The organism is Nocardia sp. NPDC006044 (genome assembly GCF_042871115.1).
GTDB lineage: Bacteria > Actinomycetota > Actinomycetes > Mycobacteriales > Mycobacteriaceae > Nocardia.
Genome location: NZ_JBIAID010000004.1, coordinates 758,500 through 781,559, shown reverse-complemented (window position 1 = coordinate 781,559; position 23,060 = coordinate 758,500). Strand labels below are relative to the sequence as shown.

Below are 23,060 nucleotides of genomic sequence, written 5' to 3'. Positions count from 1 at the left end.
AGGAACCGACAGCAGGACAAAGGGTTTGTGGACATGACCGATCCCACAAAACACGTCGCAGCATTACTCGCGCGGCAAGACCAGCGGATGGCGGCCTTCCTCGCCGATGTCCGACTCGGACGCAACCGCTCGTCGGCTTTCTCGGCCCTGGTTCGCCTGATCGTCGCACACGAGAACGTGCGGCTATGGCTGGCCGAGCCGGGCACCGATGCGGTGTGCGTGAGTCGACCCGAACACCATGAGATGCTGGGAGCTCTCGCCGAACTCTATGAGCTGGGTGTCCAGCACCGCGAATTCGAGGGGAAATGCACGCGATTCAGTGACCTTGTCGCCGCTCGCCTAGCGCTGCCGGATCTGCGCGAGCTACCTCTGGTGCACAGTTGCTCCGCGCCGGCGCGAAAACGACGCCACCGCCGGACATCGCTTCCGGCACTACGGCACTCACGCAATTCGTATCAGCGACATCGCTAGATCCAAGCGCCCGGCGGACATCGTCGACCTTCGCCGAGAAACGCTGCCACACAGAGCAAGTCGCCCTGGCCGCGGTCAGTGGCCGAGGTGGGACAGGGCGAACGCACTCAGGAACCCGGCGACGGTGATCGGGCCGATCATCAGCTGAGCGTCGTCGAAGGCCTCGGGGATCATCGTGTCGGCGATCATGGTCAAGATCGCACCGCCGGCCAAGGCGGTGATCGCGGCCAGCAGCGCCGGCGATGCCTCGCCCAGCAGCCCGTAGCCGAGCATCGCCGAAACCGCGCTGATGACGGCGATCGCACCCCACAGCCCGAAGACATATCTCCGGCTCCGGCGCGCACGCCGCATCCCGGACGCACTCGAAAGTCCTTCGGGCACATTGCTGATGAAGACCGCGGCGACGGTGACCGCGCTCACCGTGCCACCGCCGAGCAGGCTGGTGCCGATCACGATCGACTCCGGCACGCCGTCGAGCAAGGCGCCCAGTGCGATCGCGGTCCCCGAACCGGCTTGCTCGCTTTCGGCGGGTTGCTGGTCGCCGGAGCGTTTGCGATGCCGCGCCCCACGCGCGGCCAGCACGAGATTCGCGCCGGTGTAGATGATCGCGCCACCGACCGCGCCGATCGCGGTGGGCACCATGCCGCCTCGGTCGTGGGCCTCGGCGATCAGCTCGAACGACACCGCCGACAACAGCACGCCGCTGCCGAACGCCATGATCGCCGCGACCATGCGCGTCGGTATCCGGCCGACATAGCCGACCGCCGCGCCGGCCAACAGCGCCGATCCGGCCAGCAGCCCCCACCCTCCCGCTTCCCACACACCGGACAACACCACAACTCCTCACTGCCCCGCCCTGCGCGCGGGAACCCTCACCCGGGATAGCCCACCGCCCCCAAACCAATCAGAAGCCGTGCGACCGGCGCGGATCGCGGCACACGGAGAAGACGACGCGAGATCGACCGCGGATGTCCGCGTCGCCCCTGAAGACCTCGCCCTACCTGCGACCGTGCACCAGCCGCACCACCGTACTCAACAGCCGTAAAGTGCGCTCGGAGCGACGATAGGACAGCAGTTCGGCGCCCGGTAGCGAAAATCGTTGCACCGCTATCGAATGCGCCCGGGAGAACTCGAGCAGCCCGGCGTCACCGTGAATTCGCCCGATCCCGGAGTCGCCGACGCCACCGAACGGCAGCGCGGGAATCGCGGCGAAGCCCGCCACCGAGTTGACCGAGGTCGCGCCGACTCGCAGTCGACGGGCGATGGCGCGGCCGTGCCGACGCGAGAAAACAGCCGAACCCAAGCCGTACCCACTGTTGTTGGCCAGCCGCACCGCCTCATCGATGCTGTCGACGGTGCGCACGGTAATGATGGGGCCGAAGGTTTCCTCGCATACCGCGGCGGAACTCTCATCGACATCCACCAGCACCACCGGCTCGACATAGGGCGGTTTGATCGACTCCGGACCGCCGAGCACGAGGGTGCCGCCGTGCGCCAGCGCGTCCTCGACATGCCGGCGCACCACCGCGAGCTGGCCGGGCAGCGTCATCGGGCCATAGGCGGCCGCCGCGCCGATACCGGGTCGCACGTCGGCCAGAACTGCGGTGAGTTCGGCCAGGAATTGCTCGGCTACCGGCCGGAGGACATAGACGCGCTCGACCCCGATGCAGGTCTGACCACTGTTGCTGGTCGCGCCGAAGGCGACCGCGTCGGCGGCGGCCGGCAGATCAGCGTCGGCGGCGATGATCACCGCGTCCTTGCCGCCGCACTCCAGCAGCACCGGGGTCAGGGTGTCCGCGGCGGCGGCCATGATGCGCTTGCCCGTGGCGGTCGAGCCGGTGAAGGCGATCTTGTCCACCCCGGAGGCGACCAGCGCGGCGCCGGTCGCACCGTAACCGTTGACGGTGGTGAAAATGCCTTCGGGCAGTTCCGGATTCGCCTGCGCGAAGGTCGCCGCCAGGAGATTTCCGACGCCGGTGGTGTGCTCACTGGGCTTGAACACCACGGTGTTGCCGGCGGCCAGGGCGTAGGCGATGGACCCGTTGGGCGTGTACAGCGGATAGTTCCACGGACCGATCACCCCGACGACGCCCAGCGGCCGCTGCTCGACCGCGGCCGAGAAGTTGGCCATCAACGCACCGGTCCGCACGCTCCGCGGCCGCAGCACCCGGGCGGCGTTCTTCGCGGCCCACGCGGTGTGTTCGAGGGCGAGCAGCAACTCCAGGAAGGCGTCCCCGCGAGGCTTGCCGGTCTCGATGTGGATCAGGTCGCACAGTTCCGCCGACTTCGCGACCAGCAGACTGGACCAGCGCAGGAGATGTTTTCTGCGGGCGGCGAAGCTGAGTTCACTCCACATCGCGGCGGCCGCGCGGGCGGTGGCGACGGCCGCGCGTACCGCGTCTTCGTCATCGACACGGTAGGTAGTCAGCGCTTTGCCCGTCGCCGGGTCGAACGAGGTCAGCAGTTCCGGCTGCACGCTGGCAGTCATGATGGGATTCCTTGTCTTTCAACGAATTCAGAGGTGCACTCGAAACGGGAAAGGCGGGCGGGCCGCGCGACCCGCCAGTCGAGTTCACGGGGCCAGCACGGTCTGGGCCGCGACAACAGTCCGGATAGTCACCGGCAATCGGCCCAGCAGGACACCGTCCGCCGCCACATCGACTCCCGGCGCGCCCACCGTGACGGCCGCGGCGCGGTAGCGACTGACAGCGGGATGGACCACTGGCCGCCCGGCGGCGAGAGCAGCGAACAATCGCGCGGACGCACGGTGGGCCACCGTACCGATCGCGGTGATTTCGAGCAGCCCGTCTGCGAGTCGGGTACGGCCGCGGCCCACCGTCACCAGCACCGCGCAGGCCTCGATGACGACCGGGGAACCGCCACTCGCACAGGACATTTCGAGCCGGAACGACTCGAGTTCGGGCTCGACGCGCGGCCACCTGTGGCGGTGGCGGCCGACCGCGACACCACCTGCGGCGGCATGCACGGCGGTGGCGAACCATCGTGCCGGAATCGGTGTCGCGGTGTCCGAGCCGGACCCGATCACGCCGAGGTCGATACCGCGCCGGCGGCCCGCGAGCACGATCTCGGCGGCCGCGCGGGGGTCATCCGACGGAATACCCAGCGCGGTAGCGAGTCGATTGTTCCGGCCGAGCGGCAGCAACCCCAGCGGTGTCCCGGTGATAGCGGTCGCCTGTAGAGCGACCGCGATCAGGTCGTCGCCGCCCACGCAGACCACGGCGTCCGGTCGATGCGGCCCGGCGAGACGCTCGCGCAGGAGCTGGATCGAACTCTCGAACGACGCGCCGCGAATTTGCCGCACCCGGATACCGCGCTCAGCCAGATAGTGCGCGGCCCGCACCGTCTCCGGCAGCCCTCGCCCCCATTCCGAACAGGGGTAGGTGACCAGATCGATGGATGCGACGCCGGCTGCCGCGCTGCGAACGGACAGGGGGCTCATTGCGGTGGTACTCCGATCGGACGATGCGACGTGCTTGCCGATCCGATCTTGCGCAGGCTGCTCGAGCAACCGATGAGCCGAGAATGAACAGAGGCCTCACCTGCGGCAATGTGCCCCGCCGGGCTCGCATGGCCGGTCAGGACCGCGTCGGTTCGACCTCCGGCGCCGGGGAATGGACGGCGAACCGATCCGGCCGGGGAAGCGTTCGGCTTAGCAGACTCGACGACTCCGCGATGTCCGCACCGAGTTCGGCCGCCTCTGCCGCGCGCCCCTGCGCGGCGACCGCTCTGGCTTGGAAGTGCAGGGCGTGGTCACGCCGGATAGGGTCGGTCGTTTCAGTCAGAATCCGCACCGCCTCGGCGGCGGCGATCTCGGCCGCGGTGAACCGGCCGCAGTACAGCGCGACCTCGCCGAGTCGATACAGCGCCCAGCCCAGATACAGCCGGCGTTCATGTAAGCGGGCCACCCGGACCGCCTCCGCGCAGAGCGCCATCGCCCGCTCGGGATCGTTGTCCCGCAGTATCGCCACCCGTCCCAATTGCCCGAGCGCCAGAGACTCGAAAGGGGCGCCCCCCAGTTCGGCGGCCAATCGCAGTGCCCGCTGGGCTGTTTCGACGGCTCGATCCCATTGCGCGGTGTCACCGCATCTGTCGGCCAGGGTGGCGCACGCCCACCCCTCCCAGGCGGCATCGCCCAGGTCGCGGAAGATCGCGGCGGCCGCCCCGTTGTGCGCGACAGCGTCGATCATGTTCCCGGTGCTCAACTCGGCTGCCCCGAGCACGTGCTCGACGAATGCCAGCAACATCGTGTTTCCGTTGGGCCGCAAGAGTTTTCCTGCCCTCTCGAGCACGGTCACCGCTTCCTCGCCGCGACCGAGATCCAAGGCCAGCACCAGCCCGAGTGCCAGGCGAACCCGCGCCTCGCTGTCTTGATCGCCGAGTCGTTCGGCTACGGCGAGTAACTGCCGGAGTGCCTCGGCGAGCTGACCGGACTCGGCCGAGGCATCGATGCCGGTGGCCATCAGCAACGCGACATTCACGGCGGTAGGCATCAAACCGGGGTGATTCGCGGCGATCTGACCATGCAGGGCGATCACGGTGGAGCGTTCGTCGCCGAGCCACCGGTGTGCCTCGGCTTCGGTGACGATAGGACGGCCGACGTGGTTCGTGGCCGGTATGTAGTCGAGGCGGTGTCCCGGATTGCGATGGCGGGTAACGTTTTTCGCCGTGGCGAGGTAGAAGTCGAGCAGGCGGGTGAGGATCTGTTCGCGGTCACCGTCCGGTGCGACCGCCCTGGCGAACAGACGCAACAGATCGTGATAGCTGAAGCGATCGGGCGCGGTGGACTGCAACAAACCGAGATCGACCAGCGAGTCGCAGATGCCCGTCGCCGCGTCGTCGTCGATGCCGAGGATCGCGGCCGCGGCGGCGACCGGAAGGTCCGGTACGGTCGGTGCCGCCAGCATGACGAAGGCTCGTGCGCCGGCCGGATCCAGTAACCGGTAGCCGACGGTGAAACTGGCGTCCACCGCGAGATCGCCACAGCGCAATTCGGCGAGTCGTCGTTGTTCGTCGGCCAGCCGTGCCGCGACCGTGGCGACACTCCAGTGCGGCCGGGCCGCCAGGCGCGCACCGATGATGCGGATGGCCAGCGGAAGGTGGGCGCAAGCGTCGACGATGGACTGCGCCGCCTCGGGCTCCGCGGCGGTGCGCTGCGCACCGATTATGCGGCTCAGGAGGTTTCGTGCCTCGGTGTCCGACAGCACGTCCAAGTGGCGGATCGTGGCGTCCGGCAGCGGAACCAGCACCGCACGGCTGGTGATCAAGACCGCGCATCCGGGCTCGCCGGGCAGCAAGGGAGTCACCTGGTCGAGGTTGCCGGCGTTGTCGAGAACGAGCAGCATCCGACGACCGGTCAGGAGTCCGCGGAGCAGTCCCGCCCGTTCGGCCGCTGTCCGTGGAATGTCGCTGTCGGGCACGGCCAGGGCGCGCAGGAACGATGCCAGTACCGCTGCCGGGTCGGCCGGGCTGTCGTCCATGCCGCGTAGGTCAGCGTAGAGCTGACCGTCGGGAAACCGGGTGCGGACCTGGCGAGCGATATGGGTGGCCAGGGTCGTCTTTCCTACGCCGCCCATTCCGGTGAGCACCACCACGGGCGGCGAGGCCGCGAAATCGGTCAGGATGGCGCACAATTCGTGCGCCACCGTCTCGCGTCCGGTGAAGTCCGCGATCCCTCTGGGGAGCTGCGCGGGGCGTACGTCGGCGGGTGCGACGGATACGGTGCCTGCCGCACCGAGCAGCGTCGCGGCAGGCGGCAGGTCGTCCTCGAGGATGCCACGGTGCAGGGCCGCCAATTCCGGGCCGGGTTCGATACCGAGTTCGTCGACCAACATCGCGCGGGTCTGGGTGTACACCGCCAGCGCCTCGCTGCGTCGCCCGCAGCGATACAGCGCCGTCATCCACAGTCCGCGCAAGTGCTCGCGAAACGGGAATTCGGTACCGGCGGCGGCCAATTCGCCGACCACCTGATCATGGCGGCCCAGCCGCAGGTCGAGTTCCAGGCGGGATTCGAGCAGATCGGCGCGCAGCTCGGACAGGCGCCGTCGCTGCTGGGCGGCCAGCGGTCCCGGCACGCCGGCGAGCACTTCGCCGCGCCACAGCTCCAGCGCCCGTCCCAGCAGGCTGTGCGCGTGCGCGAAATCTCCGGTCTTCCGCGCGGTTTCCGCGGCCTCGGCCAGCGCTTCGGCCCGACCGGCGTCCACGGCCGAGCGTGGCACACGCAGCTCGTAGCCATCGCCGATCGATACGAGTATCGAGGCGGTGCGGGGAGCACGGTCGGGCTCGACGACCTTGCGCAACAATCGCACGTGCGAGCGCAGCGAGGCGACGGCGTCGGCGGGTCGATCCGCACCCCAGACCGCATCCACCAGTTGAGCGGCGGTCAGCGGCCTGCCTGCGGCGAACAACAGCGCGGCCAGCACCGCCTGGGTCCGCGGGCGTTCGGACACCGCGGTAGCGCCGCCGCGACGGATGGTGACCCGGCCCAGCACAGTGAACCGCACGTCCGCGGCGTCGGTCGATCTTTCGGTCTCAAACATAGGATGACCCATCCTACGAACCGTCGGTGACCCGATGCGCCGGCGGCCGGGAATCATCCCCGAATCGTCCTCGAGGATGATTTTCCGTTCCGGGTGAGTCCATACACTCGCCTCCGCGGCTCGATGATCGGGGTGATCGTGGAGGCGAGCCGCCCGAGAGGAGTTCGACTTCATGCAGGATGGTCAGCCGAGCGGCACCGCGGCTGTTCCCGGCGACCCGGTGACGCCGGCGACCGGCCGGCCGGATCGACTCTCGCCGATGTCACGCCGAATAGTGAAGTGGGGCTTCAACATAGCTCGGCGGCCTCACCGTGCTGTTCCGGGACCCGATCTTCTTCAAGTGGCGACCCAGCGCGTTCTACTGGTTGTGCGCGGGAGTACTGATCGCCTCACAGCTGGGGTGGGGCGCGAACGTCATGCATGCGGCACTGGGCAGATGGCTCAGCGCGCCCGCGGAGATCTGGTCTCGCCTGCAAACGATCACCATCGGCCACCTGGCGATCCTGGGCGTCGTCAATGTGGTTGTCGCCTATAGCCTGTCCACCGAAGTATGGGTCGTATACCGGCTTTTCGGCCCGGCATGCCTGACCGCGGCATTCGCATCGATCATGTTCGGCTGGCTGCGCCGGTATCGCCGACCACGCGAATCCGTTGCCTGACAACGGGCAAACGAACACCGCGGACGGCACTCGGCGCGGACGTCCGAGGGAAATCGATTGCCGCAGGCGGAATTTCCCTCGGACCGCCGCGTCGAGTTACACGTTGGCGGTGCAGAGCACCTCGGTGACTCCGGTCCCCGCGAGGTCCGCGGATCCGACATTGGCCAGCAGCGCCCGCGGGTAGTAGCGACCCAGGCTGGTGTGCGCCGCGAACAGCGCGGTCGAACGGTCGGGGCCCGCACCCGTGCCGACGCCGTACATCGCTTGGTCATCGATATAGACCAGCGCACCACAGCCGTCGGCCCAGGTCACCAAGACAGCGCAATCGGCGGCGCCACTCCAATTACAGTTGTCCAGCGCCTCGGTAATTGCTGCCTCGGCACTCACCGCATCGACACTGGTGCCGTAGAACCACTCCTCCTCGCTGAAGGCGATCGCACCGAAAAGACTGGTCCCGTCCGTCGAATCGACCGCGTTGGCCGACCCGGCGCCCAGCACCGACCCACCCGCAAGACCGACCGCCGCCACCGCGACGAGCGCCTTACCCATGAACTTCCTCAAGTACTTCCTCCGTGAACAGGCAGACAGAACGTCACGAATCATCGCCGACAACTACCCCGCCGACCTATTCGCCCCAAGAATCACCATCCCCGCCGACTGTCCGATTCTCGGCGCGGGGTGGCACCGAATAGCTCAGGCATGTCATTCACAGCAACCCGCCCTGGGTGCCTGCGCAGTGCCTGCATCGATCGGCGTTCGGCCGCTGCCGTTCGGGAATGCGCTACTTCAGCGCCTGCGCCACCTCGTGCACAGCGGTACGGAGCAAGTCGGCTGCGATAGTTGTTGCGCGCGTTCGACATTGCGGAATCCGGTGGCGCCCAGGTCGTTACCGCACCTCTGGCCAGGCTCGGGCGAGCCTGGCCAGACGTGCGGGCACTGCGACTACGCAACCGGGAACGGGTCGGGCGGCAGTTGCTGGCCGGTCTTCGGGTCGTACTTGACCTCGACGGCGACGATCTGTTCGGTCGGCATGACCTCGATCCATTGATCGAACACCGCGAACGGCTTGGACCCCGACGCCTCGAAACCTCCTTGCAGATGGTCGAATCCGGTCTCGTACACCTTGTCGGTAGGCAGATAGCTGACCGTCGGGTCTTCCTGGTCTCGAACCTTTTGTAAGGACAGCTGGTATTTCGCGTTGATCTTTATCGCCAGGTACGAGATCGCGTCGCGAATCGTCAGCTCCGCCGCGGTGATCCGGTCGTATCGCTGCCGCTGCGGGCTCCCGGCGGGCCACGGGTACTCCTTCAGCGCGTTGAGCACCAGTTGTGCGGCTGCCGGGGTGCCCGCCTGATACAGATCGTCGAGCCCATCGGTGCCCTCGACCGCGTTGCGCTGCAACCAGTTCACCGCGTCCAGCTCACGCCCCGGCCGCACCGGCACGACGGCCTTCACCCACGGCGCGTTGAGAAACGCGTTGCGCGAGTTGTCCCCGTCGAGCTGCAGAACCCAGCCGAGCGAGCTGCCGAGCCGTGCGGGCGTGGAATCGCCTGTGATGTAGTAATTGTCGGGTCGATTGGCGTTGGCGCCGCCCCAAGACACCGTCTGCTTCTTGTCGAAGTCGGGGAAGGCCGTACCCAAACCGACGTCCTGGGGCGACTTTTCGGAGATCGTCCAGTTGAAGATCTTGAGTTGCCGCGCCCGCGGGATCCACCACTCGGGGGCGACGAAATACAGCATGGAGTCGGTATCGAACATTGCCTGGATCAGCTCGGCCACCACGTGGCGCACCTGTGGCTGCTCCGCGTCGAGGCCGACCTCCTTGGTGAGTTGCCGAATCAGGTTGCGGAACACCACGATCCGCTCCTCCTCGCGCAGGTCGGTATAAGCCCGTGGCGTGATATTGCTTGCCGCCTTCACCCGGTCCTGCGCGGCGGTGATGTAGGCCTCCTGCGCCAGGCGCGTCTTCTCCGCGTCGACCTCGGCGAGTTTTGCGTTGTTCTTCGCGGTCACATCGAGGACCAGCTTCTTCGAGGGCCGCCAGATCGGGGTGACCTGCAGCGTGAACTTCGGGTGGTCATCGGTTTCCAGACCACCGGGCGCCGTCGTCACGCCGACGTCGATCGAGGTGACGCTGGCCTCCTTGCCACCCGCACCGTCGTCGATCTGCTGGACGTCACGATTCTTGTAGCCCCACGCCCAGTGCTCCCCCGAGGTGACCACGACCTCGGCCCGGTCGAGAATGTATCCGGTCTGCGGCGGCACCAGCTGCAACGTTCCGCCGATGCCGACGAAGCCGTACTTGCGATCCTCGAAGAACCATTCGACATTCAGCGACACCGGGGTGCCGAGCACCTCCGGCTGCGGCGCCGGAATCAACTGCGGCGCCTGCACTCGGCTCAGGTCCGGCGGCTCGGCGATGTGCACCAGTTTCGCGATCCCGAGTTCCGCGCCGGGATCGTCGACGTAGGTCTGCCAGCACAACTGGGTGCCCAAGTCCTGCAACTGCACCCCGACCTGACGCATCTTGCGCCGCAACTCGTAGTTCACCAGTTTGTTCGTGGTGTTCTGAAGTACGTAGCGCTTGCTGCTGGTGTCGGTGTTCTCGGTGACCACCCGCAGCGTGGATTTGAAGCTGCTCTTGATCTGACTCGACGTCGCCTGGGTCTGCTGCCGGGTCTGCTTGTGCGTTTGCTCTTTCGCCTGCTTCAGCGACGTGTCGAGTTCGAAGTTCAGGCTGGTGCTGCCCTGCGCGGTGAACACCGCACCGACCCCGCCGCTCGCCGACGCCGTGACACCGACGCCGAGCTTGGTGTTCTGCTGGTTTTCCTCGCGCACCGCGTCGGACAATTCGTCCTGTGTGGTGGTCGAGGTATCGGTCTTCTGAATCTGCTCCAGCGCGGTTTCGGTGAATTTCTCCACTGTCGTCTTGCGGGTCGCCACCTCGACCAGTTCGACGGTGCCACCCGGGCTCAGCCACACGTGCTGCACCGGCGTCCCGAGAAAGGACGCGAACTCGAAGAAGTACTGACGGAACAGATGCACGATGCCGATCGGCGACAACGACACTCGTGATATGCCGCCGTTGGTCGGGTCGAGCGTTTGCAGCGGATCGAACAGACCGCTGACGTCTTTCGCGGCAACGGTCTGGTCGGGATCGGCGAAGAAGAGCTGGCCGAGGGCTTTCACCTGATCGGTCTGATTCAGCGCGTGCACCGAACCCGCGACCACCGATTCGCGGCTGAGCTTGTTCAGCAGCAAGGCGTTGTCGGACTCCGCGTCCGCCGGCGCCACTCGGTCGAGTGCCCGGACAGCCGTCAGATGGGCGGTGGTCACTTTCGTCGTCGCCTCGTCGAGGACCTTCTGCAACTGCTCGGCCGCGAACAGCGGACGCCATTGGGCCACGTCGCCGCGCTTGAACGGCTTCAACTTGTCTCGCATCAGACTCGCGAACACGCTGTCCAGCGAATCGGGTGCGTTCGCTGCCGTGGCGGGAGCCGCGGTGCCGAGCGACACCTTCGGCGGATTCGCCAGCAGGTCGACGGGGCCGCCCTGGGCCGTCAAGTGCGGCGGCGGCTCCTGGGTGATGACCGGGACGATGCCGATCGCCGTCTGCACCAGGGCACCTTCGCCGACCGAACTCAGCGCGGGCTCGAAACGACGTTGCAGCCGTTTGGACTTCCAGCCGAGTAGTGGCTGGTACACGCCGTACAGCTGAGCTGCGTAGGGCAGTGTTCCTTCGAATTGCTTGAAATCGACCTTCATGTCACCCTCCCGGAGACCTATTGCGCCACAGATGTTTTGGCGTCACATTTGGAGAATTTGTTCCAGCCAGCTACGCACCCGCGGTGTCGGCGGGGCCGGTGGCGGATTCGGCACGAGCTCCAGATGTCCGCCGTCGACCGACCATTCGTGCCAGAAGAGAAACTGACGACCGTGGGCCGTGCCGAACTGGTGACTCTTGTCGAGGCCGTGGCCGTCCCAGTTCGACAGCACTTCGAACAGCAAGGGATTGCTCGTGGCGGTCGGCGGATACTTCCAGTAGTCGTCCCATTCGGCATCGGCCGGTAGATAACTCACGCTCGCCTTCGAATCCTTGATCTGAGCTTTCCGATGTTCATAGGCGGCCTTGCTGTTCCACATATTCGGCGTGGTGATCATGAAAACCTCGAGTGTCTTCGACAGTCCTTTCCGGACTTCGGTGGCCCTCTTGATCGCCGGAATCACCGCCGGGACCAGATTTCCCGCTTCGGTTTTCGTTGCTTCCGCCGGTGTTGCGTCACAACTGATGAAGCGATCGACCGATGCCGCGTTCTTGGTCAAACAGTTCGACATCGAGATATTCGCTCCGCTGTTGCCCAGCAGCCAGATCTCACTGTTCCTTGCCGGTGTCGTCGTGTCCTTGATGTGCACCGCGCCGCGCATCCAGAGCAGGCTCCAGATGCTACGCAGTACGGGGGCAAGCGAGTCGGGCTTGGCAAGTGCCGCATATCCACCACGTGGCAGCTCACCGAAGCCGTCGAACCCCAGCGGCAGCACCGCGATGTCTTCTGCGGGCGCGTGCCGCAACGCCTCCTCCACGCCGACCGGACGAAAAGCCCAGCGCACATCCTCGGCGACCATATCCAGCGGCTCGGGCGGGTCTATCCGCGGCGGCGGCGACGTCTTCGGAACGAGTCGCATGCCCATCAGTTCGGGCAGCACAGGTAGGCCGCCGGCGGTTTTGACCCGGGCCACCTCCGCCGCGATCACGGTCGGCGGTTGCGGTCTCAGCAACCACCGCGCGAGGTGGAACATCGTGGTGATGCCATGGACCCGCTCCGGTTTGGCAGGATGGGAGGTGAGGAACCCCTCCTTGGTCGCGGAGTACGGAAATGAATTGAAGCCGGCGGGTGCGCGGAAGAACACGATGTCGGCGCCGGGTCGGGATGCGGGCGTCGACGCTCCGGCCTCGGCTGCGGGCCTGGTCTCGGCGTTGCCGCCGACCGCCTTGTCCGACACCGACACGAACCACAGCATCGGCGCCGCACCGCTGGTCCAGGCCAGCACCCGCAGCCGCTCCGGTCGTCCGCCGAACGCCGGATTCAGATACCACCCGAACCGATCCTGGCCGGCCCACGTCGCCCACCACAGCTCCGTGACGTCGAGGAACTCACAGTTGACCGCGACGGTGCCGGGCCGCACATCCACCACCGGGGACGAACCGAGAAACGATCGACGCGCGGTCGACGCCACGGTCGGCGCGTGCGGCGGACCACTCGTGCCGGGTGTCACCTCGACCTGAGCGAAGGAATACTGCTGCGGCAACAACGCACCGCCGTCCCCCACGCCGAAAAGTTGCCGGAATGCCAAGCAGGTGGCGGTATTACCCCCGAGACTCACTCGCAATTCGAAGTCGAGGCGAATCAGCTTGACGGTATCGGGAATTGCCACCGTAGCTTTCGACACACCCGCAACCGGCGTCACCGTCAGCGAAGTCGGTGTGACGCTGTCCCATTGCCCCGCTTGCGCCGGCTCAACCGCACCCACCGCCACCGGCAACGGCGCTTCTGCCAGCATGAAGCTGCGCACCGACTTCAAATCCGCGTGCAGCCTCCGCAGCTGCTCGCTGCGCTCACCCCAATCCACAGTCACGGTGAAGATTGCCATCCCCCGTCCTTCCCGCGTCTCAGCCGCGCTGACCCGCAAAGGTTCGCGACATCATTCGCTCATTTCGGCAACCACTCATCGATGGCCGAACGCAAGAGCAGAATTACGAAGGCCCATGGTGGTCGGGTTCACCGTGGGAGTACAGCAATGAGTCCGCCTATCGGACCGGCTGTCGGCCAGCTGCTCCGGTCGCCACCGCGATCGACTGGGGACAACGGACCCGTCGCCGAGATTTCCCCTCGCCTGATCGCGCTCAGCTCGTACGAGTCGTGTATGCACACGGCAATGCCGTTGCCGCCCTGCATAGTTGGGCATCCACCGAGACAGCACAGCCGGGTGCGGCACTCGGTGCCGGGACTTGTTTCCCCAGTCGCGTGCCTTGACTCAGCGGGCACCCGAGCCACAGATTTGGTTTCCGAGAAGCGAAACACCGTTTCTCACAGTGAAACACCGGAGTTACGTTGAACATCCATCGCCTGCTGGTCGCCCTCGGCCTCATCGCCGCCGCCACCGCATTCACCATCCCCACCGCCACCACCGATGTCGCGGTCACCGAGGTGGAGAACACCGTCGAAATCCGCTGCGCGTTCACCACATTGCGGCAGAGCAGCGACTGGTACTTCCCTGCGGGGACACCCAAAGCTCTGCTGTGGCTGCAACACGGCTTCGCCGGCGCCAACGACTCGGTCGCGGACACCGCGAAAAAGTTCTCGGCCCAGGGCTTCCTGGTATTCGCACCCACCCTTCCGACGGCGAACACGTTCGGTTGCACGGTGGAGAATCTGGGTAACAACACCAACTTCCTGCACAACGTGGCCGATCTGTTCGGCAAGGCCGCCGACCCGGGCGACAAGCTGGGCCGCAGCTTCGCCGACGCGAAGAACAAAGCGAAACGCCCGGAGCTCGTCCTCCCGAAAACCATGGTCTTCGCCGGACATTCGGCCGGCGGTGAGGTGGTTCCCTATGTCACCCAGGCGTTGCGCGCCGATTACGCCGCGGCGTTCGCGTCGGTGCGTGGCCTCATCCTGTTCGATCCGGTCAAGAGCTTCGTCGGCAACAACCTCGGCAGCGCGCTCAACCACCTGAGCAACACCACGCTGCCGATTCTGGCCGTCTCCTCCCCGCCCTACACCTGCAACCGCAACGGCAGCGGCACCGGCGAGTTGATCGCGCAGATCTCCCGGCCATTCCTCGGTGTCCGGCTCACCAGCGGATCGCACATCGATGTCGAGGCATCGAGCGCACCCGCCCCGGACAAGATCGCCTGCGGCACCCCGCAGGCGAAAAACGTCTCCGCACTGCAAACGTTGTCGGTCGCCTGGGCCGGTGATTTCGTCTCCGGCAAGACCAGCGCCGACTACTACCCCGGCGGCGCCTATTACGAATCCCAGCGTTCCGCCGGAACCCTGCAAACCCTGCCCTGATTCCCTCGAATATGTGACGGTCATCGGTTTCCGATGGCCGTCGCCGAGGTCAGTGTGCGCGCAGCAACTGCCCGGCTCCCTCGACCCGATCGTCGAGCCCGTGCTCACGCAGCGCGTACCAGAGCGTGGCGGCGTTGATCGCGAGGACGGGTTTGCCGAGCTCCCTTTCCAGTTGGTCCGCGAGTCCGACGAAAGAGAGGTTGGTGCCGACCTGGACGATCGCCTCGACGTCCGGTCCGTCGATCCCGGCGACGACCTCCCGCAACCGGTCGGCACCCACCCGGGCGATATCCATGGCGGTCGGGCAGCGCAATCCGGTGATCGCGGCGACGTCGAAGCCTGCCTCGGTGAAGAAGCGACCCACCTCGACGTCGGCGACCGGTTGATACGGCGAAAAGACCGCGATACGCCGGCAACCGAGCTCACGCAGGGCGGCGCGGCAGGAACTCGCGCCGGTGGTCACGGGCAGTCCGGTGCGGTCACGGAGGCGCTGCTCGAAGGCCGCGTTCCCGGCGACCCCGCCCCAGAACGTCTCGGCGGACATACCCATGACCAGCCGGTCGGGTTCGGCGGTGAGCACATCCCGCACCGCGGTGTCGATCGAGGCGCGGATCTGTCCCAGCAGGGCACGGAAGTCGTCGTCGTTGCCCATCACCGGATCCGGGATGTACATCGAACCGGCCCGATAGGCGACCCCGGGCAGCGCAGCACGCCAATAGTCGTGTTCGACAACGGTATTCGTGCTCGGCACGATCACACCGAAGACGCCCCGCGGGCCGACCGCGTTGGTCATCGGATCGAGCCCAGCCGCCGGGCCAGCACATCGTCGACCGCGCGGTGGGCTCGGGCCCGCCCGGCGGGCCGGTCCAGTAGCAGCGTATCGACGAGCAGCGGCGAAACGATGGCCATGGCCGCCTCATCGGCTTCGTCGTCGCCGGTGTCCCCGATCGCGCGCACCGACCTGCGGATCGGCGCGAGCAGATCCGAGACGTAGCGCCGCCGCAGCGGCACACACTCCGCGTCGGTCGACGACGCGGTCACCAGCGCACGCAGAAACGCACCGACCGGCTTGTCCCGCAGTCGATCACAGAGCAGGTCCACTTCGGCGCGCAGGTCGGCGACCGGATCACCGCTCGGCTCCGCCGACGGATGCGGGGCGACCGAGATCAACGCCGCGAGAACGTCGCGCGGCGTCGGCCAGTGCCGGTAGATCGTCGTCCGGGCGACGCCGGTGACCGCGTGCAGTCGCTGGGGCGTCAATGCCGAACCCCCTTCGGTCAGTACAAGATCCAAGGCGGCGGTCAACACGATCTCCTCGGTGTCGGCGGCGGGGCCGACCGGGCGTCCCGGCTTGCTCACCCGATAAACGATACATCTTGTTTTGGATATTAATAACCAGTACATTCTGTATCGTTATTATCGCTCGCCCAAGGAGGGCTCATGCGTCCACATGTCGAACTCATCGATGAACGCGATCTGATCCAGCACACCGCCGAGTTCGAGCACGCCACCGGCAGTGCCGAACAGCGCAACCTCAGCTACGACGAGGAGGACGGATCCGCCTCGCTGAAGGTCCGTTTCACCAGCGATTGGTCGCGGCCGGCCGGTGTGCATCACGCCGCGACCGAATGGTTCGTCCTGTCCGGGCGGGTCACCATCGGCGACACCGAACTCGGCCCCGAAGGCTTCTGGATGGCGCCGAAAGGTGTATGGACGCCGCCGATTTCGGTCGCCGCCGACACCGAGATCCTGCTGTTCCGTGAAGGCGGAGCCTTCGGGTTCGAGCCCGCCGACGGTGACCGCGATTTCGTCCGCGACGACCAGGAACTGGTCGTGCTCGACACCGCGACGATGCCGTGGATCGACGTGAAGGACGGGAGCCCGATGCGCTTCGATCTCGGCGGCACTCCGGTTCCGGGACTCTATATCAAGCTCCTGCATCGTGATCGGGAGACCGGCTTCTACACCCGCCTGATCAAGGCCAAGCCGGGGTGGCGCGAAGCACCCTTGGCGCATCACCCGTGCAGCGAGGAGGCCTACTGCCTGGACGGTGGGTTCGACTACAACTTCGGAAAGATGTGGCCCGGAACGTATTTCTGGCGGCCCGCGCGTATTCGCCACGGCGACTTCACCGCCGACGCGGAGCGCGGCTGCACGTGGATCGTTCGTTCCGATGCCGATCTCGTGGACTGGTATACCGACAACGCCAGGATCGAGGTGTCCGGCACCCCGACGAACTGGGGCCCGGACCTGCCGCACAGTCTGGCCCCCCGCCCGGTCGAACCGGTCCGTTCACGCTCCGTCGGACAGTGGGCCGATCCCACCTATCAGTAGTCGCCGACGCTCACGGCCGGCCCCGGCGCAGGTACCGGCCGTGCGCATCGCCTTGCAGGTGGCCGTCCCGGAGAATGTGATTGCCGCGCAGGAACACGTCGGTCACCGCGGCGTTCATCTCGAAGCCTTCGAAAGGTGTGTATTCCTGCGCGGATTCCGAAACTGCCGCCCGGACCGTCCAGCGCGCGGCGGGGTCGATCAGCACGATATCGGCGTCGAACCCGACAGCGATGGTTCCCTTTCGCGCCAGCCCGTAGCGCCGGGCCGGATTCGCCGCGGTCAGTTCGGCGATCCGGCCCAGCGGCAGGCCGCGTTTCAATCCCGCACCGACCAAACCGGGCAGCAGATACTCCGCACCGCCGAAACCGGACTTGGCCAGGAACACGTCGTCGCGATCGGCGCCGAACTTCTGCTCGTCCCGGCAGCACGCGTGATCGCTGACCACCCAGTCGATGTCGCCGGCCAGCAGGTGCCGCCACAGCGCCTCCACGTCGGCACGCTCACGCAAGGGCGGATTCACCTTGCCGCCGATGCCGTGCGCGGTGTCGACGTCGGCGAGCAGATGACCGATGGTGACCTCGCGGCGAAAGTTCACCCGCGGGAAGGCTTTTGCCATGGTCAACGCGGCCTCGACGGCCTTGGCCGAGGACAAATGGAGCAGGTTGATGTCGGCCAGCCCCGTCTCGTGCGCGAGATAGGAGGCGATGGTGATCGCCAGCCCCTCGGAATGCGCTGGGCGCGAGGCACTGTAGGCGCGTAGCCCGCTCTGGGTGCCGTCCTGTTCGACCAATGCCGTGTAGGCGGCCATGATCTCGGCGGTCTCGCAGTGCAGCGACAACGAGAGGTGGTCGCCGAATCGTTCGCGGGCGCGCTGCAGGCCGCGCATCACGAACTCGAAGTGGGCCAGGTCGTAACGCTCGTCCGGCGGGATCATCAGGAACTCGGACTGATCCGAGGATCGGCCGTGCAGCCCGTGGCCGCCGTAGAACATGAAGATCTTGAACGAGGTGATGCCGAATTCCTCGACCAGGTAGGGGATTTCGTCGATGTGCTGGGCGGTCATCGGCGCCAGATGCAGGCCGTAGTCGACCCACGATCGGCCCGCCATCCGGTCGAGGACCTCGGGGACGAAATCACGATACGACCCACCACGGTTCAGGTAGTAGCGGCCGGTCCGCAGATAACTCAGCGACGTGGTGACTCCGCCCTGCGCGCAGGCGCGGCTTTCGCTTTCGGTGTCGGCGGCGAGTTCGCGGTAGATGCCCCAGTGCTGATGCGCGTCGACGACGCCGGGAAAGGCGAGCAGACCCTGCGCGTCGACCACCCGCGTCCGCGCACCGGCGGGCAGATCCGGACCGATCGCCTCGATCGCACCCGCCGAGACGGCGATGTCGAGTGGTTCGTGGTTGTCCGGCGCGGCGTCGCCCGCACGGACGACCCTGGCATTGCGGATCAGGAGTTCGGGCACGACGCCCTCCAGTTTCTCTATACGAAACGCTGTTTCCAATTTCTCGATCTTCGCAGTACGATGCGCTGGTAGTCAACGCCGCGGCGGCGCACCGACGTTTCGGTGCAGGAAACAGGTTGCGGCGCAAGGGAGGACCGATGACGCCGCAGCCCCTGGCCGGAATCCGCGTACTCGACATCGCGACACTGTTCGCCGGCCCGTTGGCCGCCACACTGCTCGCCGACTTCGGCGCCGAGGTCGTCAAGATCGAACATCCGGCCGGCGACCCGGTGCGCGGCCACGGCGCTCAGCGGGCCGGGACCGGACTGTGGTGGAAGCTGCTCGGCCGCGGTAAGCAGTCGGTGACGCTGTATCTCGGCGCACCGCGCGGTCAGGAGATCTTCCGGCGCATGGTCGCCGACGCCGATGTCGTGATCGAGAACTTCCGTCCGGGCACCCTGGAACGGTGGGGCCTGGGCTATCCCGAACTGCGCGCGCTCAATCCGCGGCTGGTCCTGGCCAGGGTCACCGGATTCGGCCAGTTCGGGCCGTATGCCCGGCGTCCCGGCTTCGGCACCCTGGCCGAGGCGATGAGCGGATTCGCGGCCGTGACCGGCGAACCGGACGGGCCGCCCACCCTGCCACCGTTCGGCCTCGCCGACGGAATCGCCGCCCTGACAACGTCTTTCGCAATCATGACCGCACTGCGGGCACGCGAACGCGACGGTGCCGGGCAACAGATCGATCTGGCCATCATCGAACCGATCCTCACCCTGCTCGGACCGCAGATCATCGCCTACGACCAACTCGGCGAACTACAGCCGCGCATGGGCAACCGATCCTCGAACAACGCCCCGCGCAACACCTATCGCACCGCCGACGGCGGCTGGGTCGCGGTCTCGACCAGCGCGCAATCGGTGGCCGAGCGGGTGCTGTGGCTGGTCGGCCGTCCCGACCTGATCGAGCAACCCTGGTTCGCCACCGGGGCCGAACGCGCCGCGCACGCCGACGAATTGGATGCCGCGGTCGGCGCCTGGATCGGCAGGCACAGCACCGAGCAGGTGCTGACCGCGTTCGACCAGGCCGAGGCGGCGGTCGCGCCGATCTACACGGCCGCCGACGTGTTCACCGATCCCCAGTTCCAGGCCCTCGGCTCGATCATCGCGCTGCCCGACGCCGAACTCGGCCAGGTGCGGATGCAGAACATCCTGTTCCGTCTGTCCGACACTCCAGGCGAAATACGCTGGACCGGACCGCCTCTGGGCGCCCATACCGACGAAGTGCTCCAGCGCTACGGGGTGGACGAGGCCGGGCTGGCCGAGTTGCGCGCCGCCGGGGTGATTCGATGACCGGCACCGAACCCACCCGGCAGCAACAGGCACCCGATCCGGCCGCGGACGACCGCGATCCGCTGATCACCGCCATCCGCGGCAACCTGCGGCTGATCGAATTGGGTCAGCCCTTCTTCACCGGCATGCCGTGCTCGCCGAACCATCCCGGCTTCCGAATGACGCTGGCGCGCAGGCACGGTGACACCGTCCGGCCGGACGGCGGTTCGGCCGCCAGCGAGATCATCGTCACCGGCGGGCATGTCGGCACGCACATCGACGCACTCAGCCATGTCAGCCACAACGGTGCGCTGCACGGCGGCGTGGACGCGCAGGACGCCCAGCGCGGCGGCAGCTTCAGCAGCTGCGGCGCCGAGCACCTGCCCGGCCTCCTGCGCCGCGGCGTACTGCTCGATATCGCCCGGCTGCACGAGGTCGACACGCTCCCCGGCGGTTACGAGATCACCCCGCACGATCTGGAGACGGCGGCCAGGCAGGCGGGCGTCCGGGTGGGGACCGGCGATGTCGTGCTCATCCGGACGGGCTGGTCGCGACTGTTCGGCGATCCGAATGCGTACCTGGGCGCGGAAACCGGCGTGCCGGGACTCGGGGTCCAGGCGGCGCACTGGCTCGGCGTTCGCGATGTGATCGCGACCGGTGCGGATACCACTGCCTACGAGTGCATTCCGCCCGGTGATGGGCACCGCGTCCTGCCGGTGCACCGGGTTCTGCTGGTCGAGTTCGGCATCTACATCATCGAACATCTCGCGCTCGAGGAGCTCGCCGCGAGCGGCCTGCGCGAATTCGCCTTCCTGCTCGCGCCATTGCGCATCGTCGGCGGCACCGGCTCCCCCGTGCGCCCGCTCGCGGCGGTGAGCCGATGAGCCAGACGACGATCGTCCAGCGGCTGGCCGCCTTCGCCGCATCCGTCCGCGACCGCGGGCTGGACAACGAGTTGCGCACCGACGCCGCACGACGAATCCTCGACGTGCTGGGCAACAGCGTCGCGGCGCTCGGCACACCCGCCGCCGCCGCGGTGGCGGCCGTGGTCGAGGAGTGGGGCGGCACACCGCAGGCGACCGCACTCGGACCGACCGGTCGACGGCCCGCCGCGAGCGCCGCGCTACTCAACGGCACCCTCGCGCATGCGCTGGATTTCGATGACACCCACCTGCCGTCGGTGTTGCACCCGTCGGCCACGGTGGTTCCGGCCGCGCTCGCCGTCGCCGAGTCGAGAAACGCCGGCGGGGACGCCCTGCTCGACGCCGTCGCGGTGGGGGTGGAGATCGCGGTCCGGGTCGGTATGGCCGGTTATGACGCCGCACTGGGCAATTCGATCTTCTTCGACCGTGGACTGCACGCGACCGCGATCTGCGGCACGCTCGGCGGGGCCGCCGCGGCGGCGATGCTGGCCGGCGCCGACGCGGCGGTCGTCGGGCACGCGCTCGGTATCGCGGCGAGCATGGGCTCGGGACTGCTGGAGGCCAACCGAACCGGCGGGACCGTGAAACGGGTGCACTGCGGGTGGGCCGCACACGCGGCGGTGGTCGCGGCGCAGCTCGCGTGCGCCGGGCTGACCGGGCCGCCGACCGTGTTCGAGGGGAGATTCGGTCTGCTCCAGGCGTTCTGCGGGGAACGGAGCAATCCGGCCGCGATCGTCGACGGCCTCGGTGCGCGGTGGGAGTTGCCGACGGTGTTCTTCAAGCCCTATCCCTGCAACCATTTCACCCACGCGGGCATCGACGCGGCGCTGCGGCTGCGGGCCGGGGGCGTCGCCGCCGAGGACATCGAGCGGCTCGAACTCGGTGCGCCGACCGCCGTACTCCGCACCATCGGCGAACCGCGGGCGGACAAGATCCGCCCGAAATCCGGTTACCACGCCGCGTTCTCCGGTCCGTACACGGTGGCGGCCGCATTGCTCGGCGGCGGTGGTCTCGGCGTCTTCCATCAGGACTTCACCGACCGGGCGGCCGCTGACCCGGAACGGCTGGCCTTGGCCGACCGTGTCACCTGTGTGGCGGATGCGCGATGCGATGCCATCTTTCCGCATCAGTTCCCCGCCGTGCTCACCGCGTGGCTGCGCGACGGACGCGTGCGCACCGAACGAGTGGAGGTGAACCGCGGCGGTCCGGGCAATCCGTTGTCCGCCGGCGAGCTCGCCACCAAATTCCGCCTGAACACCGAGCAGGTGCTGTCCGGCAGCCGGATCGATCGGATCACCGAGACGGTGCTGGATCTCGCTGGGCAACCGGACCTGGTCGAGCTGATGTCGCTGCTGCGGATCTGATCGATCAGCGCGGCGGGAACAGACCCGCCCGGCCGAGCAGGGCGGGCGCCGGCTTGCCGAGCAATTCACCCAGCCACACACCGGTTTCGATCACCGGCTCGATCCGCACGCCGGTCTCGACGCCCATCCGATCCAGGGTGTAAAGAACGTCTTCGGTGGCGATATTGCCGGTCGCCGCCGGCGCGAAGGGGCAACCACCGATTCCGCCGGTGCTGGTGTCGAGCACTCGGACGCCCGCCTCCAGCGCCGCTATCGCGTTGGCGTAACCGGTATTTCGCGTGTTGTGAAAATGGCATCGCAGGGTTGCGTCCGGCGCGAACCGCGCCGCACCGGCGGCCAGCCCCCGCACCCGATCCGGTGTACCGACGCCGATCGTGTCGGCCAGCGCGATCTCGTCGGGGTCTGCTTCGGCGACGCGGCGGATCAGTTCCAGCACAGCGGCTTCGGACACTTCCCCGGCGAACGGACAGCCGAATGCCGCGGCGATCGTTACGGTGCGGAACAGCCCCGCCTCGCGTGCCCTGGCCGCCAACTTCACCCACCGCTCGACCCCCTGCGCGGTCGAGCACCCCTGATTACGCATGCTGAACGAATCCGTCGCCACCACAACCACATTGATTTCGTCGACGCCGGACTCCAGCGCCCGGTCCAGGCCTCGCTCGTTGAAGATCAAGCCCGCGTAGGACACGCCATCGACCCGTGGCACACCGGCCATGACCGCCTCCGCGTCCGCCATCTGGGGCACTCGCCGCGGATCGACGAAGCTGACCGCCTCGATCCGGCGCAAACCCGCGTCGACGCTGCGCTCTACCAGCCGAATCTTGTCGGCAGCCGACACGATCGCCGATTCGTTCTGCAAGCCGTCTCTCGGTGCGACCTCGACCAACGTGACCTTCACTGCCCC

17 protein-coding genes and 1 pseudogene are annotated in these 23,060 nt (G+C 67.3%); 7 read left to right on the top strand and 11 right to left on the bottom strand.

The window, feature by feature from the left end; all coding sequences use genetic code 11:
* Positions 1-33 precede the first annotated feature (33 nt).
* A complete protein-coding gene (locus ACFYO1_RS34625) occupies positions 34-471 on the top strand; it encodes a hypothetical protein (RefSeq protein ID WP_387240645.1) in 438 nt (145 codons plus the stop codon).
* Positions 472-546: 75 nt separating this feature from the next.
* Here ACFYO1_RS34625 and ACFYO1_RS34620 read toward each other — a convergent pair whose 3' ends face one another.
* The 4 genes from ACFYO1_RS34620 to ACFYO1_RS34605 form a co-directional block, all read right to left on the bottom strand.
* The gene (locus ACFYO1_RS34620) at positions 547-1,305 is read right to left on the bottom strand and encodes a ZIP family metal transporter (RefSeq protein WP_387240642.1); all 759 of its coding nucleotides are present in this window, start codon (positions 1,303-1,305) and stop codon (positions 547-549) included.
* A gap of 163 nt (positions 1,306-1,468) precedes the next feature.
* Positions 1,469-2,959, bottom strand: a complete 1,491-nt coding sequence (locus tag ACFYO1_RS34615; protein WP_387240639.1) for an aldehyde dehydrogenase family protein — start codon at positions 2,957-2,959, stop codon at positions 1,469-1,471.
* An 84-nt stretch (positions 2,960-3,043) separates the two neighbouring features.
* Entirely contained in the window at positions 3,044-3,931 is an 888-nt protein-coding gene (locus ACFYO1_RS34610) for a diacylglycerol kinase family protein (RefSeq protein WP_387240636.1), read from the bottom strand.
* Between the two features lie 136 nt (positions 3,932-4,067).
* Entirely contained in the window at positions 4,068-7,028 is a 2,961-nt protein-coding gene (locus ACFYO1_RS34605; protein WP_387240633.1) for a BTAD domain-containing putative transcriptional regulator, read from the bottom strand.
* 308 nt (positions 7,029-7,336) lie between these two features.
* On the opposite strand from ACFYO1_RS34605, the pseudogene ACFYO1_RS34600 reads away from it, so the two are divergent.
* Positions 7,337-7,687: pseudogene (locus tag ACFYO1_RS34600) on the top strand (inner membrane-spanning protein YciB); the annotation flags it as partial.
* Positions 7,688-7,783: 96 nt separating this feature from the next.
* On the opposite strand, the gene ACFYO1_RS34595 reads toward ACFYO1_RS34600, so the two are convergent.
* From ACFYO1_RS34595 to ACFYO1_RS34585, 3 genes are all read right to left on the bottom strand, one after another.
* On the bottom strand, positions 7,784-8,236 hold the full coding sequence (locus ACFYO1_RS34595) for a DUF4189 domain-containing protein (protein ID WP_387240630.1): 453 nt from the start codon (positions 8,234-8,236) through the stop codon (positions 7,784-7,786).
* Between the two features lie 393 nt (positions 8,237-8,629).
* On the bottom strand, positions 8,630-11,452 hold the full coding sequence (locus tag ACFYO1_RS34590) for a hypothetical protein (RefSeq protein ID WP_387240627.1): 2,823 nt from the start codon (positions 11,450-11,452) through the stop codon (positions 8,630-8,632).
* Positions 11,453-11,494: 42 nt separating this feature from the next.
* Positions 11,495-12,736 carry a hypothetical protein gene (locus tag ACFYO1_RS34585; protein ID WP_387240624.1) on the bottom strand — a complete coding sequence of 414 codons (1,242 nt, stop codon included), beginning with the start codon at positions 12,734-12,736 and terminating at the stop codon, positions 11,495-11,497.
* 1,061 nt (positions 12,737-13,797) lie between these two features.
* On the opposite strand from ACFYO1_RS34585, the gene ACFYO1_RS34580 reads away from it, so the two are divergent.
* Positions 13,798-14,760, top strand: coding sequence for a hypothetical protein (locus ACFYO1_RS34580; RefSeq protein WP_387240621.1), 963 nt, complete (start codon positions 13,798-13,800; stop codon positions 14,758-14,760).
* Between the two features lie 49 nt (positions 14,761-14,809).
* Here ACFYO1_RS34580 and ACFYO1_RS34575 read toward each other — a convergent pair whose 3' ends face one another.
* Complete coding sequence (locus tag ACFYO1_RS34575) at positions 14,810-15,553, bottom strand: arylmalonate decarboxylase (RefSeq protein WP_387240619.1); 744 nt, start codon at positions 15,551-15,553, stop codon at positions 14,810-14,812.
* Entirely contained in the window at positions 15,550-16,119 is a 570-nt protein-coding gene (locus ACFYO1_RS34570) for a TetR/AcrR family transcriptional regulator (RefSeq protein ID WP_387240616.1), read from the bottom strand. The genes ACFYO1_RS34575 and ACFYO1_RS34570 overlap by 4 nt, the downstream gene beginning before the upstream one ends.
* An 81-nt stretch (positions 16,120-16,200) precedes the next feature.
* Here ACFYO1_RS34570 and ACFYO1_RS34565 point away from each other — a divergent pair, with 81 nt between their 5' ends.
* Positions 16,201-17,094, top strand: a complete 894-nt coding sequence (locus ACFYO1_RS34565; RefSeq protein ID WP_387240613.1) for a DUF4437 domain-containing protein — start codon at positions 16,201-16,203, stop codon at positions 17,092-17,094.
* A 10-nt stretch (positions 17,095-17,104) separates the two neighbouring features.
* Here ACFYO1_RS34565 and ACFYO1_RS34560 read toward each other — a convergent pair whose 3' ends face one another.
* Positions 17,105-18,562, bottom strand: a complete 1,458-nt coding sequence (locus ACFYO1_RS34560) for a dihydroorotase family protein (RefSeq protein ID WP_387240610.1) — start codon at positions 18,560-18,562, stop codon at positions 17,105-17,107.
* A gap of 137 nt (positions 18,563-18,699) precedes the next feature.
* Here ACFYO1_RS34560 and ACFYO1_RS34555 point away from each other — a divergent pair, with 137 nt between their 5' ends.
* From ACFYO1_RS34555 to ACFYO1_RS34545, 3 genes are read left to right on the top strand one after another with little or no spacing between them, the layout of a single operon-like run.
* Positions 18,700-19,890, top strand: coding sequence for a CaiB/BaiF CoA transferase family protein (locus ACFYO1_RS34555; protein WP_387240608.1), 1,191 nt, complete (start codon positions 18,700-18,702; stop codon positions 19,888-19,890).
* Positions 19,887-20,753, top strand: coding sequence for a cyclase family protein (locus ACFYO1_RS34550; protein ID WP_387240605.1), 867 nt, complete (start codon positions 19,887-19,889; stop codon positions 20,751-20,753). Before ACFYO1_RS34555 ends, ACFYO1_RS34550 begins: the two co-directional genes overlap by 4 nt.
* The gene (locus ACFYO1_RS34545) at positions 20,750-22,156 is read left to right on the top strand and encodes an MmgE/PrpD family protein (protein ID WP_387240602.1); all 1,407 of its coding nucleotides are present in this window, start codon (positions 20,750-20,752) and stop codon (positions 22,154-22,156) included. The genes ACFYO1_RS34550 and ACFYO1_RS34545 overlap by 4 nt, the downstream gene beginning before the upstream one ends.
* A gap of 4 nt (positions 22,157-22,160) precedes the next feature.
* Here ACFYO1_RS34545 and ACFYO1_RS34540 read toward each other — a convergent pair whose 3' ends face one another.
* Entirely contained in the window at positions 22,161-23,054 is an 894-nt protein-coding gene (locus ACFYO1_RS34540) for a hydroxymethylglutaryl-CoA lyase (RefSeq protein ID WP_387240599.1), read from the bottom strand.
* Positions 23,055-23,060 lie beyond the last annotated feature (6 nt).